The following is a 15477-nucleotide window of genomic DNA, read 5'->3' as shown; positions in this document are numbered from 1 at the left end:
CTCGGGCGTCCGGATCCATGATGCACCCGGTCAGATGGCGAGGGTGGCGGGACGAAGCGAGCGGCGTGACACCCGGTGGCGCCGGACCACCCGCACTTAACGGCGTGAGCGCTGTGCCTCGACGATCTGCCGTACCGAGCCGTCGATGTTCGCCCGGGCCTGGACCCGCTCGGCGAAGCCGGGGAACTGCCCGGCGATGGCGCTCAGCAACCGCAGCTCCAGCGGCGCCACGTTGACCTCGCACCGGTCGCGGCGGACGGCTCGGACGACGCCGTCGGCGACCTGGCCGGGGGTGACGGTCCTGATGCCGTTCGGCGTGGAGGCACCGGTGGCCGCGAACATCCCGGCGTCGCGGACGAAACCGGGCTGGACCAGGGACACCCCCACCCCGGTGCCCCTGAGCTCCTGGCGCAGGGCGAGGGCGAATCCGCGCAGTCCGAACTTGGTCGCGTTGTACAGGGAGGTCGACTTCGTCGCCGCTTTACCGGAAATGGAGCCGACCAGCACGATGTGTCCGCGGCCGCGGGCCACCATATGCGCCGCGAGCAGCCGGGACAGCAGGACGGGCGCGCGCAGGTTGACGTCGAGGGCGCGGTCGAGCTGCTCCTCGGTGTAGTCCAGAAGGTCGCCGCTGGCGGGCAGGGCGGCGTTCGCGACGAGGATGTCCGTCTCGGCGCACATCTCGACCAGGCGGACGGTGTCGGCCCGAACGGCCAGATCGGCGACCACGGTGCGGGCTCCGCACGCGTCCGCGGTGGCCTTGAGGGCCTCCTCCCGCCGTCCGGTGACCGTGAGGCGCGCTCCCCGCGCGGTCAGGCGCTCGGCCAGCGCGGAGCCGATGCCTCCGGTGGCCCCGGTGAGCAGAACATTCGATTCAGCTATGTCCACGAGGACTCCCGCCCGATGTCTCGCTACTGTTCGTTCGAACGAACAGTAGGGAGCGCTCCGCTCCTTGTCCACCTCGCCGTGGCGGCCAACTCCGCTGCCCGTCCGGGCGACCGCCTCGGCCGATGGGGCAGAATGTCGACATGCCCCATGCCTCCGACACCCGCCAGAGCATCATCGACGCCGTACTGCGGATCATCGGGCAGGACGGCATCGCGGCCCTCACCAACCGGCGGATCGCCAAGGAGGCCGGGGTCTCCCTCGGTTCCGTCACCTACCACTTCGCCACCCAGCACGAGCTGCTGCGCGAGAGCCTGCTGCACTTCGTGGCCGAGGAGACCCGGCATTTCACGGCCCTCGCCGACGAATGCTCCGACGAGCGCTTCGACATCGGGAAGGCGGCAGAGGCGGTGGCGCAGGTCGCGGGCGACACCGCCTTCGACAGCCGCCACATCGCGCCGTTCGAGCTCTACGTCCAGGCCGGCCGCGATGAACGGCTGCGGGCCGCCGCGGCCGAGTGCTTCGCCGCCTACGACCTGTTGGCCACCCGGATCCTGACCCACCTCGGCGTCCCGGACCCCGAAGGGCTGGCCGGTGCGGCCGTCGCTCTGGTCTTCGGCCAGCAACTGCGCCGCCTGGCCACCGGCGCCCCCGCCGAGGACCTCGTCGACACCCTGCTGATCCTCACGAAGTTCACCCCGCCGGGAGCGGCCTGAGACACCGGCGGCCCGTCGTCGACGCACGCCCGGACACCGAGCTTGTGTCTGGCGGGAGGAACTGGCCAAACTCCTAGCGTCAGCGGTGAGATCATTCGGGAACAGCGACCGGAAAACCCAGATTGAGCTGGGCCCTCACGGTAATCAGAGCCGGGCTGGGCGGCAGCGTGTACCTGGGGAGGTTCGCTGCCGCCTTGCCCTCCCCGGGCCGACGGAGCCCAGCCGGTGGCCACCGGTCAGGGCGTTGGTGATGTGAGCTGTCGGCAGATCAGCTCGTGGACGAGGTGCGCCGTCGCCAGCAGGTCCTCGCGGGCCGTGCCGAGGTTGGCTCGCACCGACAATCCGTGCACGACGGACTGGACGAGTCCGGTCAGCGCCACTGGGTCGGTCCCGGTGACGAGTTCCCCGTCCTGAACCGCTCGCTCGATGCGGGTGAGCAGGGCCCGCTCGTTCCAGCCGTGCAGTTCGGCGTAGTGGGCGCTGGTATCGAGGGTGCTTGTGCTGTCGGTCATCGCGGCGCTGCTGAGAAGGCAGCCCGGATGGACGTCACTGGGCCGGGTGAACTCGGCGACCGAGTGGATGAGGAGCTGCTCGATGACGGTCCGCAGCTCCTGCTCGGCGACCGCCTGCCGGTAGATCTCCCGGTAGCGCTCGGCGTAGGTCCGCACCGCTTCCTCGAACAGCCCGGCCTTGCTGCCGAAGGCGGCGTAGAGGCTGGAGGTCGAGAGTCCGAGGGCCGCGGTGAGGTCGCGGGTCGACGTCCCGGAGTAGCCGCGTCGCCAGAAGAGGCGGGCGGCGTCGAGGATCGCGCGGTCACGGTCAAAGGCTCGTGGTCGGCCACGGGTTGGTCGGGACACCCTTGCATTGTAGAGCGCCTGCTCCATAATGACTTTATGGAGCAGACGATTCAGAAAACACTGTCGGTCGGCGGAGCCAGTTCGGTCGCGGTCGATGTGTACGGGGAGCCGTACGCTCCGGGTCTCGTCGTCGTCCCGGGCGGGACCAGCGACGCTCACGGGTGGCGCCATGTCGCGACCGGCCTCGACGCCTGGAGGTCGGTGACGGTCCTCAACCGCCGGGGCCGGGCCCCCTCGGGGCCGTTGACCAGTTCATACTCCCTGCGAACGGAGGTCGAGGACCTCGGCGTGGTGCTGGACGAGTTCAAGAGCACGCAGGCGCTCTTCGGCTGGAGCTACGGCGGCTTGATCGCGCTGCTGGCCGCCAACGATCGTCCACTGCACCATGTGATCGCCTACGAGCCGGTGATGCGGCCGTTCGGCAGCCACGCACTGCCGGATCTGCGGGCCGCCGAAGAGACGGCGGACTGGGACGCCACCGCCGAGATCGTGTGCCGGCAGATCGCCGGCCTCGACACGGCGCAGATCGAGGCCCTGCGGGCCGACCCTCAAGGATGGGCGGCCTTGCGAGACTTGAGCAGACCGGCGTACGCCGAGCTCGCCGCCCTCAACTCGACACCGCCACCGGAGGAGCTGGCACGACGGGCGGACCGTGTCGACCTGATCATCGGCCAGTGCAATCACCGAACGGCCCCTTACGGCACATCGTTCGACGATGTCCGGCGGCGCGTCGCCCGTGCCGAAGTGCATGTGCTTCCCGGTCAGGGTCATATGGCCCACCTCCAGGCGCCGGCACAGCTCGGCCACCTCCTCAACGGCCTCGCCACCGCCCGATGAGCAGCCATGCCCTCGGCGTGGTCGCGTACGCCTGATCGGCGTACGAGCCGACAAAGCGATGGGTTCCGGTCATCCCGCGAGCGGAAAGGCGAGCCGGGGTGAAACCGCTGACCCGAACCGTGTCAGTCTCCTGGACGACGGCCCCTGGATGCCTCGACGCGACGTTGCCTGGACCTCGCGCGCGGGGCCGGTCTCCGGGACCACTACGGCGGGTGGAGCCGCCGTAGGCAGCTCCACCCGCCGTGGTCGGGCAAGCATTTACTCGTGGGAGCTGATCACACCGCCGGCGCTGAGCACGATGTACACCCCGTTGGCGTCGAGCCCGACGTCGTGCTGGTTCGTCTCCAGCGTGGCGTCCACCGAGCCCTCCTTGCCGAGGATCTGCGCTCGGTACCGGAGCTCGCCGACCTTCGTGACCTTGGCCGTCCAACCGCCCGCGAGCGTGAAGGTGCCCGGTCCCTGGTGTTCCCCGCCCATCCAGGACTTGACCTGGCCGCCCAGCGTGAGCACGACGTACATGCCGTTCGCGTCGAGCCCGTCGTCGTGCCCCTTCGTCTCCAGCGTGGCCGTGACCGAACCGTCGCTGACGATCTTGGCACGGTAGCGCTGTTCGCCGAGCTCGTAGATCTTGGCCGTGCTGCCGTCCGCCAAGGTCTGGGTCCGGACCGGGGACGCCGCCTTACCCGAAGCGCCCTCCTTGCTACCGGGCTTGGCACCGGAGTCAGGCGCTCCGGTGGAGGAGCCCGCGCTGCTGGGCTCGGCGGCGGCCGTGGTCTTCTGGCCCGCGGGCTTGGAGCTCGTGTCGTCGTTGTTGCAGGCGGTCAGCGAAAGCGCGGCGGCTGCGGTCAGAGCCGCGGCGGCGATGCGCAGGGAGCGGCGACGAGCGGTGCGGAGAGTGGTGCTGGAGCTCATTTCAGGTCCCCCCCGGGACAGTCGGTGTCGTTGTTTCCTCGGTACGTCACCCACTCTTGTCGAGGCCACTATCGGGAGGCTGCCGCTCCACTAACACCCGGCTAACACGGGTGTGAGCAGGGGAAGGGTCCGCACCTGCCCGACGGCATACGGTTCCGGGTCCGTACCGGCACCCCGTGACGGCGGCATCCGAGCCGGTCGAATCAACCGGTGGCCGTGCGAAGGAAGTGGTCGGCGTCCTGGGGCTCGCCCAGCCGCCCCACCTCCAGCCAGGAGCCATCGGCGAAACCGAGCCGGAAGGTGGCGAATCCGCGCGGCTGATCCGCCTCCCCGTCGATGCGGACCTGATCCAGGGGGAACTCCGCGACGGTCCGGAAGTCATCGGCCTTGGTCGGCGACAACCGGCGGCCCGGGGACGCGGCGATACAGACACGGTCCCGGGCGAGCACGACCAGCCGCTTGGCGTTGGGCGAGTGCCCGTACCAGCGCAGCAACAGCTGACCGGCAGTCAGATTCCAGTCGCCGTCGAAAACACCGCCAGCCGGGTCCTGCCCGCCATCACGGACGCGACCGGGCGTGGCGGGGCGGGCGTCGGGCGGAGTCTGTGACCGCCCGGACCGCGGTCCGGGCTTCCGTCCCGGCGAGGACAAGCGGTCGAGTCGCTCTCCCAGCTTGTCCATCAGCATCATCGGGACGACGACGAAGAAGAACACCACGCCCCCGACATACAGCAGCCAGTGGCGGCCCGGCTTCAGCCGTCCCTTACCGGCCGCGCGGTGTACGTCTTTGGGCGGTGTCGGGACCGGCTTGTGGATCTCGCACCACACCAGGGCCACGGGCTCCTCGCCCAGGATCTTCCGGGCCCGCCGATGTACCGCGCGCTTCGCCATGCCGGAGATCCTAGAACGAACCCATGCCTCCCCACCGAGTGGGGGAACCCACAGGCCGCCCGCTCACGGCCATGTACCGGCTGCCCGACGGCGATTCGCGTGACTCAGTTCTCCAGTGCCAGGCGTTGCTCCGGGCTGAGGCGGTCCGGTCTCGCGGTGAGGGTGTAGGTCGCGGGGGCGATGGCCCGCAGGGCAAGGGGGTCGGCGAGGTCCGGTTGATGCCGGAGGGTGTTCAGGGCGGCGGTGGCACGGTCCCGGGGCCAGTTGAGCGCGGTGGCCAGCGTGTCCAGGGTGAGCGGTCGACCGGCGTGCGCGAGGGCGGCGAGCACGGCCAGGACATCGCGCACGGCGGTCTCGGTAAGGGTGCTGCTGCCGCCCATCTGCTCGGTGAGCCGGGCGAAGAACTGGCCCATTCTGCCGAGCCGGACGCCGGCGGCCGTCCCGGCACCGAAGATCTCGATGCCCCGCCGTGCGGCGGTCGCGATCTCGCCGTGTGCGCTGGTGTCGGCCTGCCACGCCCGGAGCCAGACCTCGTCGTCGACGATGTACCGCTCGCGGCCCCCACCGGGATCGGGGTGACGCACCACCAGTTCCACGGCCTCGAGATAGCCGATGGACTTGGATACCGACGCCGGGCTGACCTGTAGCCGATGCACCAGATCGCCCGCTGTCAGGCCACTGGCGTCCGCGGTGAGCAGAGAGACGAACACCCGGGCGGTCATCCGGGGCAGACCGGTGGCGGCCAGCAGCATCGCGAACTGGTCCACGAAACCGCGCACCGCCTCGGTCGGCTGCCCGCCGGTCGTCGGCTCGACGGGTCGGGCGGGCTTGGGCCGGCGGGCACGGCGGCCGGCGGCCTGTTGGGCCTGGTCGGCCAGGTAGTCCCCGAAGGCGCCGTTGCGTGCGACCTCGCGGCTGATCGTGGACGTGGGCCGTCCGAGCCGTCGGCCGATCTCGGCGTACCCGAGCCCGTCGGCCAGCCATGCCGCGATCCGTATGCGGTCCTCGTGAGTCAGCCTGCCTCCTGGCACCGGCACACCCCCTTGCGTTCATGCACAGCATATTGCAACGACCCTATGGAGGTCATTGCATTCATTCACAATCCTGTTGCAACGATTCACCATCTAGCTGCGATTTTTCATGCCGTCACATTGATGGAACATCAAACGCAACGTAGCTTTTTCTCATCTTGAAAGGAAGGCATCACGATGCACATGATGGCCGTGTCGACCGTCTCGGACGACGACAAGTTCTGGAGTGGCCTGAAGAAAGCACACGCCAAGCTCCCCAAGGGCGCCACGTGGCAGCTGTCGGTGGCGAGCACGGACGGGGCCAAGGCGGTGAACATCATCAGCCATGACTCCATGGACGGTGTCCGGGACTTCTTCGAAACACACGTCGGCGCGTACGCCACGACGGAGTACTACGAAGCGGACGCCGCGAACGCGGTCGGTCTCCCGCGATGAGGGTCGATGAGCCGCGGCTCCGGGCCCGGGTCGCCGAACTCCTGGCGGAGTACGGAATCCCGAGCGCCGCGATCGGGATTTTCCACGACGGGGAGCTCACCGAGTTCGCGGTCGGCGTGACCCATGTGGAAACGCGGGAGCCCGCGACGACGGACACCGTCTACCAGTGCGGATCCATGACCAAGACATGGACCGCGCTGGCCCTCATGCAACTCGTCGACGAGGGGAAGGTCGCTCTGGACGAGCCGGTACGGACCTACCTGCCCGGCTTTACGGTGGCCGATCCCGAGGTGAGCGCCAAGGTGACCGCTCGTCACCTGCTTTACCACACCAGCGGCATCGAGGAAGCCTACGGCGATCCCGGCGAAGACGACGATGTCTACGAGCGCATGGTCGAGAACATCGCCGACGCGCCCCAGGTCTCCCCGCTGGGCCACACCCACGGATACAGCGTGGCCCTGGGGTACGCCATTCTCGCGCGGATCCTGGAGGTGCGGGACGGCAGACCCTGGGATGACGTCATGCGGGAGCGCCTCTTCGACCCCATGGGCTTGACCAGCACCCACAGCTGGCACAAGCAGGTGGATGTCAGCCGGGCCGCGACCGGGCATCTGATCCGATCCCTGCACGAGGGTCCCCTCGTCACACCGATGGACTACCTGCCGCGTGCCTTCGGCCCCGGCGGCAACGTCACCTCCACGACCCGCGAGGTGCTCGCCATGGCGCATGTCCTGCTCAACGACGGCATGGCGCCGAACGGAAAGCGCATCGTCTCCGCGGACAGCATCCGAGAGATGACGCGTTCGCGGGTATCCGTACCGGACCCGTACCTGTTCGGGCCCCAATGGGCGCTCGGCCTCATCGTGTGTGACTGGCACGGCGAGACCGTCTACGCCACCGACGGCAGCACGATCGGCCAGAACGCCCGGCTACGGATCCTGCCGGACTCCGACACCGCCCTCGTGATGCTGACGAACGGCGGCCCCCGGGAGAGCTTCTACCGCGAGGTGTTCAACGAGATCCTGACCGGCCTCGGCACGGTCACCATCCCGGACCTGCCCGTACCGGACACGACGCTCAGCCTCGACCTGTCCCGATATGAAGGCGTCTACGAGCGCCCCGGCACACGGTACGAGGTGACAGCCGAGGACGGAAAGCTCTCCCTGACCCTGGACCTCGACCCCATGCAGGCAGAGTTCCTCCAGAGACCGGACCGCATCAGATACGAGTTGCTCCCGGTGAGCGAGACACACTTCCTGATGCCACCGACGGATTCCCTGGAGGACACCCAAACGGTCGCGCTCTACGACTTCACCCACGGCACTGCCGGATACCTCCACACCAACTGCCGGGTGCACCCCCGTTCAGGGTGACCCTCGGACCTGTGTGTGGGCATCGCCGCCACTTCGCTCGGATGCGGCGGCATCGTGTGTGGGGCATGATTCGCCCGTCCGGTCGGCGCCGCTTCCTCGTTCGCGGCCTGTCCGGCCCACGGCCGCGGGCCGCGCTTGACTTCGAGGGCACTCGAATTCATAGCGTGCCGTCATGAGCGACAGCACCACACCGCAGCACAAGACCGGTTCGGGTTTCGGCGCCCGGAGCACCGCCGACGACGTCCTCGCGGGCATCGACCTCACCGGTCGGCTCGCCCTGGTGACGGGCGGCTACTCGGGTCTCGGCGTCGAGACCACACGCGCACTGACGAAGGCCGGCGCCCGTGTCGTGGTCCCGGCCCGCCGGGTCGACGTGGCACAGCAGAACCTGGCCGGGATCGACGGTGTCGAGGTGGACGAACTGGACCTCGGCGACCTGGACAGCGTGCGCGCCTTCGCCGAGCGGTTCCTCGCCTCGGGCCGGACCCTGGACATCGTCATCGACAGCGCGGCGATCATGGCCTGCCCCGAGACCCGGGTCGGGCCGGGCTGGGAGGCCCAGTTCGCCACCAACCACCTCGGCCACTTCGCCCTCGTCAACCGACTGTGGCCGGCGATCGAGCCGGGCGGCGCCCGCGTCGTCTCGGTCTCCTCCACCGGCCACCACACCTCCCCCATCCGCTGGGACGATGTCCACTGGCGCCACGGCTACGACAAATGGGAGGCATACGGCCAGGCCAAGACGGCGAACGCGCTGTTCGCCGTGGAACTCGACCGTCTCGGCAAGGACCGTGGCGTACGGGCCTTCTCGTTGCACCCCGGTGGCATTCTCACTCCCCTCCAGCGGCACCTGCCGAAGCAGGAGATGGTCGAGCGGGGCTGGATCGACGAGGACGGCACCCCGCTCAACCCCGAGGGGTTCAAAACACCACAGCAGGGCGCGGCCACACAGGTGTGGGCGGCGACCTCCCCCCAGCTGAACGGCATGGGCGGCGTCTACCTGGAGAACTGCGACATCGCCGAGCCCGCCCCGGCGGACGGCGCCCGGGTCGGTGTCAAGGAGTGGGCCACGGACCCGGAGCAGGCCACCCGCCTATGGGCGCTGTCCGCAGAACTGACCGGCGTGGACGCGTTCGCCTCCTGAGAGGTGCCGTCGCGAGGGCGGCGTACTGAGGGGAGTGGGGGGGGAGGCTCGACCGACCGGTGAGGGATCTCTCTCGGCCCCGGCACGGTCGGCGGGCCGCCCACGCCGGTCGGCGGAGGCTGCGCACGGACAGGGCGGGTGCCGGGGAGGTTCGTCATGAGGGGTGCACGCCGTAGCAGGGCCACCACGAGCGAAACCTCGGTGATCTGCGAGGATGGCGGGATGAATCGTGTTCGACAGATGGTCAGTTCTGGCTCGCCACTCGAACCCCGCATCGGGTTCTCCCGGGCAGTGCGCAAAGGGGCACATGTCGCGGTCGCTGGGACTGCGCCCATAGGAGACGACGGGACGACCGTCGGGCGAGGCGACGTCCATGCCCAGACCGTCAGGTGCCTGGACATCGCGGACGCCGCACTGAAAGAAGCAGGGGCGTCGCTGGGGGACGTCGTGCGGACCCGCATCATGCTCACCGACGTGACGCGCTGGGAAGAAGCGGCGCGAGCACACGGAGAGCGGTTCGCCTCGATCCGTCCAGTGTGCACCTTCGTCGAGGTCTCACGCTTCATCGATCCTGAGTGGCTCGTTGAAGTGGAGATTGACGCCATCGTCGACTGACTTCCGCCGACTTCCGCCACCGGGTGCGGCGAAGTCATGCGCGGGCGCCCGTAACCGACCGCCGGATGCCCTCGGTCGGGAACACACAGGAGCGCACACGGCACTCGCGCGTGGCACTCGCGCGTGCCCGGCCAAGTCTGCCGCTACGAAGGCCAGGGGCCCGGCTCCCGGGATCTTCGGGATCTTCAGGGGGTGTTGCGGACGAGTTCGTCCGCCAGTTCCGGTGAGAAGGTTCCGGCGGCCGGTCCGCCGTTGCGGTTTCCGTCGGACTCCCCCGGCCGCTTCACCCACGTCGCCGCCGTTCAGGAGCGCGTATCCGACCCGGTTGGCCTGAGCAGTTGTGAGAGCGCTCTCAGAGATTCCGCTCAGAGCCTTGACCACGCCGGGAGACCGGCCGACAGTTGTTCCGCTCACCACGGGGGCCCCACATCCCGGAGGTTAACGAGATGATCAGGCGAAGAACGTTCCTCACCGCAGCCGGCGCCGCGGCGGTGGCCGCGCCCTTCACGGGCACCCTGCTCAGCGGCAAGGCCGCGGCGGCCCCGGCCGACTGCCAACTGGCCCTGGAGAACAAGAGCCTCCCGGGGCCGGTGAACGCCTACGTCACCGGCCACGAGGAAGGCACCGGCAAGTGGATTCTGCTGCGCCCCGACGGCAGCAAGTTCTATCTGCCGCAGAGCAGCGAGATGCGGGAGATCGAGGACTGCTCGATCCCCCTGAAGGCCCCGGGCGGCGGTCCGACGGTGGTGACACTGCCCCAGATGTACGGAGCCCGGGTCTACTTCGTCCGCGACAACAAGATCACGTTCTATGTGAATGAGGTCAGCCAGCTCGTCGAACCGAGCTTCGTGGCCGAGGCCGACGTCAACTACGGCAAGACCTGGTCGTTCTGCGAGTTCACGTTCAACACCGTGGAGCTGTACGCCAACCTCAGCTACGTCGATCTCGTCACCGCTCTGCCGATCGGCTTCACGCTGACCGGCGATGACACCCACACCGTGGCCCCACTGAAGCTGGACGCCGCCGAGCGCATCGCGGCCGCTCTCACCGCCCAGGCCGCCAGGGACGGTTACCCCTGGGACAAGTGCGTCATCAGCGACGGAGGTACGGTCCTACGCGCGATCTCCCCCCAGAAACTGCCCGCGTCCCGCGGCTCGTTCGGCGACTACTGGAACACCTACACCGACGCGGTCTGGCGGAAGTACGCCTCGACCGACCTGCGGATCAACGCGGGATCCTGGGGTGTCTTCACCGGCCGCGTCCAGAACGCCGCCCTGACCTTCCCCGGCCTGGAGAAGCCGTTCGCCGAGCCCACCACAGCGGACATCTTCAGCTGCGACTCCGGGCCGTTCACCAACGCCGGATCCAAGCCGTTCCTGGCGGTCATGGCCCGTCTCGCCGCCGCCTTCAACCGCAGCACCCTCCTCACCCACCCCGACCAGCCCGACGGCGCGACCCCCGAGGACTACTACCGGGACCCGACCACCAACCACTGGTCGCGGATCGTCCACGCCAACTCGCCCCAGGGCTACGGCTTCCCGTATGACGACGTGAGCCCCGAGGGAACCCACCCGGTCGACGGCAGCGCCAGGGACAGCAATCCCCTCCGCTGGCACGTCAGCGTGGGCGGCTGACGCTCTCTCCCGACAGTGCACTGTGATGCGGCACTCGTGCGGACCCCTCTACGAGTGCCGCAGCCCCGGTCCCGGCGAGGGCGGGGAGAGCCGGGCTCCCTGCCGTGGCTACTGTGGCCCCAGCGACCACCGAACCCGCCCCTGGAGAATCCCCGTGCCCGTACCCCTCGGCGAGGACGTGGTGGCGCTGCTGCGCCGCCCCAGCACCTGCTACATCGCTACGACGATGCCCGACGGCTCGCCCCAGCTCACCCAGACATGGGTCGACACCGATGGCGAGCACGTCCTGATCAACAGTGTCGAGTCACATCAGAAGACCCGGAACATCGCGCGTGACCCCCGGGTGGCCATCGCGGTCGCCGACCCCTCGGAACCTGCCTCCTACGTCCAGATCCGCGGCCGCGTGGTGCGTGTGACCACCGAGGGAGCGGTGGATCATATCGAGGCGCTCGCGCAGAAGTACCTCGGCGGTCCCTATCCCTGGTTCGGTGGCCGCGCTCAGGTCCGGGTGATCTATGTGATCCAACCTGAACGGATCAGCAGCCCCCGCGGCTAGGGCGTTTCGTTCGGAGCCTGCTGGGCTCCCGTGGGTCGGCAGCCCGTGGCCATGGCCTGGAGCTCCGACGACGATCGCGGCTTCAGTGGTCGAGGGCCTGGCGGAGGGTGGGGCGGCAGCCGATGACGGCGTCGACGCCGACGATCTGCAATGTGCGCAGGACAGCCTCGGCGGCTTCGGCCAGCCGCAGCCAGCCACCGGCCTCAACGAGGGCGCGGTGAGCGGCGATGAAGATATTGATCCCGGTGGAGTCCATGAAGGAGACCTGCCGCAGGTCGACCACGACCCGTGGATGGGCGGTGTCGGGGACGTCCAGGGCCTGGCGGAGGGTTTCGCCGGTGTGGTGGTCGATCTCTCCGGTCAGAGTCAGGACGCGGATGCCGTCGGTGGTGGTGGTGACGACCGACAGCTGGCCGGACTGTCCAGCTTGTTCGGAACCCACCATTGCTCCCTCAGTCATATCGGCGGTACGGAATACCAAGACCTTCGTATGAAGCCTGTCCGCAGGATAAGGGTGACGCTCTCGTGTGGGGGAGGCAACAAAAGATGGAGGGAGTGATCCGCGCGTGCCTGGGTACGCGCGCAGGTGAGGGGCGGAGCACAACGAGCGTGATGGAACCAAACTTGGGTGAGGAAACGAGGGCGCCGGGTGAGCAGGCTTTTCACATGACGGTCGCGCTGGACGGGGACAGCACGTGCATCGCCCAGGCTCGCCATGTGACAGCCGACTTCCTCACCCAAGCGAGGACCGAACACCAGCTGCCCATCTCGCAGCGCGCCATGGACCTGACTCAGCTGGTGGTCAGTGAGCTGGTGACCAATGCGGGCAAGTACGCCCCGGGCCCGGCGCTGATGGATCTGCGGATCGACGGCGACATGGTCGAGGTGGTCGTGTGGGACTCCGATCCGGTGTTGCCGGTGGCTCGGGCCGCCGATGTCGGGAGGGTGGGACAGCACGGTTTGGAGATTGTGATGGCCATCGCCCAGGCCTTCGAAGCCCAGCGCGCACCGGTCGGCAAACGCATCACCGCCCGTATCGCCCTCCACGACCACCCGAAGGGTGCGACAGCCTGAGTGTGGTCCCGGTAGATAGGTGGTCGTCTCACTCGCCGGCTCTCGGCCGGGATGGATTGAGGTCCCACACCGTGGCGGGCGATGCGGGGCGCGGCTGCCGACCGCGCAGCCCCTGAGGTCGGCGGCTGCCGCCCGGCTACCCCCGTACCCAGGACAGCGAACTACCGCCGATCAAGCCACCGTCCGGCCGTGCCGGCGGCGCACCATCTCGGTGATCCAGATGGGCGCGAACGGAGAGGTGCAGCCCGGGGAAGTCGGGTAGTCCTTGAGCACCTCCAGGCGCTCACCGATGTCGATCGCACGGGCGCGGTGCTCGGTGCGCTCGATCCCGATCTGAGCCAGGCAGTGGTTCATCGCCCACTGAAGACGATCCGGGGCGGCTCTCATCTCCGCCTCGATGATGTCGAGCAGTGCTGCGAGGTCGAGGCCATCGGGCTGCTTCGTCACGCGTTCGGTGGTCAGCGCCCAGCCGGCGCCGGCGACCACCGGGTCCGGATCGGCGAACCAGGCCTGGCGCAGCTCTTCGCAGTGCCGGTTCTTCTTCACCACGTAGTTCACGAGCCAGTCGTGCACCTTGGGTGTGCGCGCCTCGCGCAACATGACGTCCAATTCCTCACGCTCGAACGCCTTCGGGCGGCAGATCAGGATCGCCAGCAGTCTCGCCGCGGTGTCATCCGTCCCCCAGAGTCCGCACGCGAGCTCCTGCTGCGTCTTGAGCCGCTTGGCGAGCGCGCGCAGCTTGCTGAGGTTCACACCGTGATCGTCACCGTGTTTCTCGTTCACCGCGCGCGTCCTCGGGTCCTCGAGCTCGGCCAGCTCGGCCATCACCCCGGCGACCGTCGTCCCGGTCGGCGTCGTCTCGGCCACCTCGGCCTCCTGTCGGTCACGTGCGAGTTTTCACCCTACGGCGAAGGCGTCTGACTCCGACACCGACGACCACGGCCCGCCCCGGTCGGTGAGCCACTACCGGGAACGGGAGCGGCCGCGCGTCTGCACGTCGATCCCCCTCTCCCGCATCCGTCGCAGCTGGTAGCTGACGGACGAGGGCGAGGCGAGACCCACCGCGGCAGCGAGCTCACGCAGGGAGGGCGCCTCGCCGTGCTCGGCGATCCAGTCCCGAGACGCGCGGGCCAGGGCCTGCTGCCGGGCGGTGAGGCTCACCTCCCGGCCTCGCGTCGGGCGAGGTCTTTGAGCTCCATACGCGCGGCGGGCGTACCGGCGGGACCCTGCCAGTAAGGATGACCGGCGATACGCGCTGATAGCTCTTGCAGACGCTGTCGGCCGGCGGCGGTGCTCGCCGCCGGGTCGGCGTGGGCGAGCTGCCAGTACGCGCGGTACCAGTCGGTCTGCGCCTCCAGGAGATCCGCGGGGAAGTCGTTCAGGGCCATGCAGTGATTAGAGCATCTGTTCGATTTACTGTGCAATCACTCGCTCCACACGGCAGCGGCTCGGCGCCTCGGGGCGGTCAGGGAGCAGCGGTGCGTTCATCGTGCGCGGAGCGCGCTCCAGGGCTGCGGGGCGGCGGGGCCCTGTGAGCGTCAGTGGGTGATCGAGGCGAGACTGGAAGGGATACCTCCGCGTCGGTCGCACCGTGGCTCGAGGAGCACCAGGGCTGGCAGCCGGGCCTGCCACCGGGCCGTGATCAGCGCCGAGCCGAGAGGACGAGAACATGACCGCCTCGTACGAAACCATCAGCACCAGGCTGGACGGCAACGTCCTGTTCGCCACCTTCAACGCCCCGCCGATCAACCTCATCGGCCCCGAGGTCGTACGCGACCTGGTCGGACTGCTCGGGGAACTCTCCCCACCGGGGGCTCCACGGGTGGTGGTCTTCGAGAGCGCGGATCCCGACTTCTTCTTCCCACACGTCGACCTGACCAAAGTGCCCGAGTACACCGCCGAAGCCGCGAAAGCCGGAGGCCCGGGCGACGCCTCACTCGGCATGCTGTTCCGAAGGGTCAGCCAGCTCCCGGCCGTCACTGTCGCCAAGCTGCGCGGACGGGCACGGGGGGCGGGCAGCGAGTTCCTCCTCGCCTGCGACATGCGCTTCGCCTCCTGGGAGAACGCTGTCCTGAGCCAGCCCGAAGTCGGCATCGGCACACCCCCCGGCGCGGGAGGGATCCAGCACCTCACCCGTCTGCTGGGCCGGGGCCGAGCGCTCGAAGCCGTGCTGACGTCGGCCGATTTCGATGCCGAACTCGCCGAACGCTATGGCTGGATCAACCGCGCGGTGCCCGACGCCGAGCTGGACGAGTTCGTGGCCGACATGGCCGCGCGTATGGGGTCCTTCCCCCGCGACGCACTGATCGCGGCCAAAGCGGCCATCAATGCCATCAGCCTGCCGACTCCGGCCGAAGTACGCGCGGATGCCGCCCTGTTCCAGCAGCTCGTCCGGGGCGAGGCCACACAGCGACGCACGGCGGAGCTCTTCAAGCGGGGCTTCCAGACCCGTGGCCGTACCGAGCTCGACCTCGCCGACGCGCTGGGCGAGGTGAAAGCCGTCGACTGATGCAGATGA

19 protein-coding genes and 1 pseudogene are annotated in these 15477 nt (G+C 68.9%); 10 read left to right on the top strand and 10 right to left on the bottom strand.

Going from position 1 to position 15477, the window contains the following annotated elements; translation table 11 throughout:
• Positions 1-96: 96 nt before the first annotated feature.
• The gene (locus tag AB0C66_RS16295) at positions 97-888 is read right to left on the bottom strand and encodes an SDR family oxidoreductase (RefSeq protein ID WP_362437934.1); all 792 of its coding nucleotides are present in this window, start codon (positions 886-888) and stop codon (positions 97-99) included.
• 140 nt (positions 889-1028) lie between these two features.
• On the opposite strand from AB0C66_RS16295, the gene AB0C66_RS16290 reads away from it, so the two are divergent.
• Positions 1029-1601 (top strand): TetR family transcriptional regulator, encoded by a 573-nt coding sequence (locus AB0C66_RS16290; protein WP_362437931.1) that lies wholly within the window; start codon positions 1029-1031, stop codon positions 1599-1601.
• 236 nt (positions 1602-1837) lie between these two features.
• Here AB0C66_RS16290 and AB0C66_RS16285 read toward each other — a convergent pair whose 3' ends face one another.
• Positions 1838-2458, bottom strand: a complete 621-nt coding sequence (locus AB0C66_RS16285; protein WP_362437928.1) for a TetR/AcrR family transcriptional regulator — start codon at positions 2456-2458, stop codon at positions 1838-1840.
• A 36-nt stretch (positions 2459-2494) separates the two neighbouring features.
• On the opposite strand from AB0C66_RS16285, the gene AB0C66_RS16280 reads away from it, so the two are divergent.
• Positions 2495-3295 (top strand): alpha/beta hydrolase, encoded by an 801-nt coding sequence (locus tag AB0C66_RS16280; protein WP_362437925.1) that lies wholly within the window; start codon positions 2495-2497, stop codon positions 3293-3295.
• 258 nt (positions 3296-3553) lie between these two features.
• Here the strand turns inward: AB0C66_RS16280 and AB0C66_RS16275 are convergent, their stop codons facing one another.
• The 3 genes from AB0C66_RS16275 to AB0C66_RS16265 all read right to left on the bottom strand — a co-directional run bounded on the left by AB0C66_RS16275 (position 3554) and on the right by AB0C66_RS16265 (position 6128).
• Positions 3554-4207: a hypothetical protein gene (locus AB0C66_RS16275; protein ID WP_362437922.1), complete on the bottom strand. Its 654-nt coding sequence runs from the start codon at positions 4205-4207 to the stop codon at positions 3554-3556.
• A 203-nt stretch (positions 4208-4410) separates the two neighbouring features.
• Positions 4411-5097 (bottom strand): hypothetical protein, encoded by a 687-nt coding sequence (locus AB0C66_RS16270; RefSeq protein WP_362437919.1) that lies wholly within the window; start codon positions 5095-5097, stop codon positions 4411-4413.
• Between the two features lie 104 nt (positions 5098-5201).
• Entirely contained in the window at positions 5202-6128 is a 927-nt protein-coding gene (locus AB0C66_RS16265; protein ID WP_362437916.1) for a helix-turn-helix domain-containing protein, read from the bottom strand.
• A gap of 177 nt (positions 6129-6305) precedes the next feature.
• On the opposite strand from AB0C66_RS16265, the gene AB0C66_RS16260 reads away from it, so the two are divergent.
• The 4 genes from AB0C66_RS16260 (at position 6306) to AB0C66_RS16245 (ending at position 9695) form a co-directional block, all read left to right on the top strand.
• Positions 6306-6563, top strand: coding sequence for a hypothetical protein (locus tag AB0C66_RS16260; protein WP_362437913.1), 258 nt, complete (start codon positions 6306-6308; stop codon positions 6561-6563).
• A complete protein-coding gene (locus AB0C66_RS16255) occupies positions 6560-7936 on the top strand; it encodes a serine hydrolase (protein ID WP_362437910.1) in 1377 nt (458 codons plus the stop codon). The genes AB0C66_RS16260 and AB0C66_RS16255 overlap by 4 nt, the downstream gene beginning before the upstream one ends.
• 172 nt (positions 7937-8108) lie before the next feature.
• A complete protein-coding gene (locus AB0C66_RS16250; protein WP_362437907.1) occupies positions 8109-9080 on the top strand; it encodes an SDR family NAD(P)-dependent oxidoreductase in 972 nt (323 codons plus the stop codon).
• Positions 9081-9236: 156 nt separating this feature from the next.
• Positions 9237-9695, top strand: coding sequence for a RidA family protein (locus AB0C66_RS16245; RefSeq protein ID WP_362437904.1), 459 nt, complete (start codon positions 9237-9239; stop codon positions 9693-9695).
• Between the two features lie 185 nt (positions 9696-9880).
• On the opposite strand, the pseudogene AB0C66_RS16240 reads toward AB0C66_RS16245, so the two are convergent.
• A pseudogene (locus AB0C66_RS16240) lies at positions 9881-9985 on the bottom strand (endoglucanase); the annotation flags it as partial.
• Positions 9986-10141: 156 nt separating this feature from the next.
• Between AB0C66_RS16240 and AB0C66_RS16235 the strand changes: the two are divergent.
• On the top strand, positions 10142-11329 hold the full coding sequence (locus tag AB0C66_RS16235; RefSeq protein ID WP_362437901.1) for a beta-1,3-glucanase family protein: 1188 nt from the start codon (positions 10142-10144) through the stop codon (positions 11327-11329).
• Between the two features lie 154 nt (positions 11330-11483).
• Entirely contained in the window at positions 11484-11885 is a 402-nt protein-coding gene (locus tag AB0C66_RS16230) for a PPOX class F420-dependent oxidoreductase (protein WP_362437898.1), read from the top strand.
• A gap of 82 nt (positions 11886-11967) precedes the next feature.
• On the opposite strand, the gene AB0C66_RS16225 is transcribed toward AB0C66_RS16230, so the two are convergent.
• Positions 11968-12330, bottom strand: a complete 363-nt coding sequence (locus AB0C66_RS16225) for an STAS domain-containing protein (protein ID WP_362437895.1) — start codon at positions 12328-12330, stop codon at positions 11968-11970.
• Positions 12331-12551: 221 nt separating this feature from the next.
• Here AB0C66_RS16225 and AB0C66_RS16220 point away from each other — a divergent pair, with 221 nt between their 5' ends.
• Positions 12552-12959, top strand: coding sequence for an ATP-binding protein (locus tag AB0C66_RS16220; protein WP_362437892.1), 408 nt, complete (start codon positions 12552-12554; stop codon positions 12957-12959).
• A 171-nt stretch (positions 12960-13130) separates the two neighbouring features.
• Here the strand turns inward: AB0C66_RS16220 and AB0C66_RS16215 are convergent, their stop codons facing one another.
• The 3 genes from AB0C66_RS16215 to AB0C66_RS16205 all read right to left on the bottom strand — a co-directional run bounded on the left by AB0C66_RS16215 (position 13131) and on the right by AB0C66_RS16205 (position 14347).
• The gene (locus AB0C66_RS16215) at positions 13131-13784 is read right to left on the bottom strand and encodes a DNA alkylation repair protein (protein ID WP_362438802.1); all 654 of its coding nucleotides are present in this window, start codon (positions 13782-13784) and stop codon (positions 13131-13133) included.
• Between the two features lie 138 nt (positions 13785-13922).
• On the bottom strand, positions 13923-14120 hold the full coding sequence (locus AB0C66_RS16210) for a hypothetical protein (protein WP_362437889.1): 198 nt from the start codon (positions 14118-14120) through the stop codon (positions 13923-13925).
• Positions 14117-14347: a hypothetical protein gene (locus AB0C66_RS16205; protein WP_362437885.1), complete on the bottom strand. Its 231-nt coding sequence runs from the start codon at positions 14345-14347 to the stop codon at positions 14117-14119. Before AB0C66_RS16205 ends, AB0C66_RS16210 begins: the two co-directional genes overlap by 4 nt.
• A gap of 281 nt (positions 14348-14628) precedes the next feature.
• Between AB0C66_RS16205 and AB0C66_RS16200 the strand changes: the two genes are divergently transcribed.
• Positions 14629-15468 carry an enoyl-CoA hydratase/isomerase family protein gene (locus AB0C66_RS16200; protein WP_362437882.1) on the top strand — a complete coding sequence of 280 codons (840 nt, stop codon included), beginning with the start codon at positions 14629-14631 and terminating at the stop codon, positions 15466-15468.
• Positions 15469-15477 lie beyond the last annotated feature (9 nt).

It is taken from the genome of Streptomyces sp. NPDC048636 (genome assembly GCF_040650655.1).
Lineage (GTDB): Bacteria > Actinomycetota > Actinomycetes > Streptomycetales > Streptomycetaceae > Streptomyces.
The sequence above is the reverse complement of the archived record's forward strand: the minus strand, read 5'-3'. Positions and strand labels throughout refer to the sequence as shown.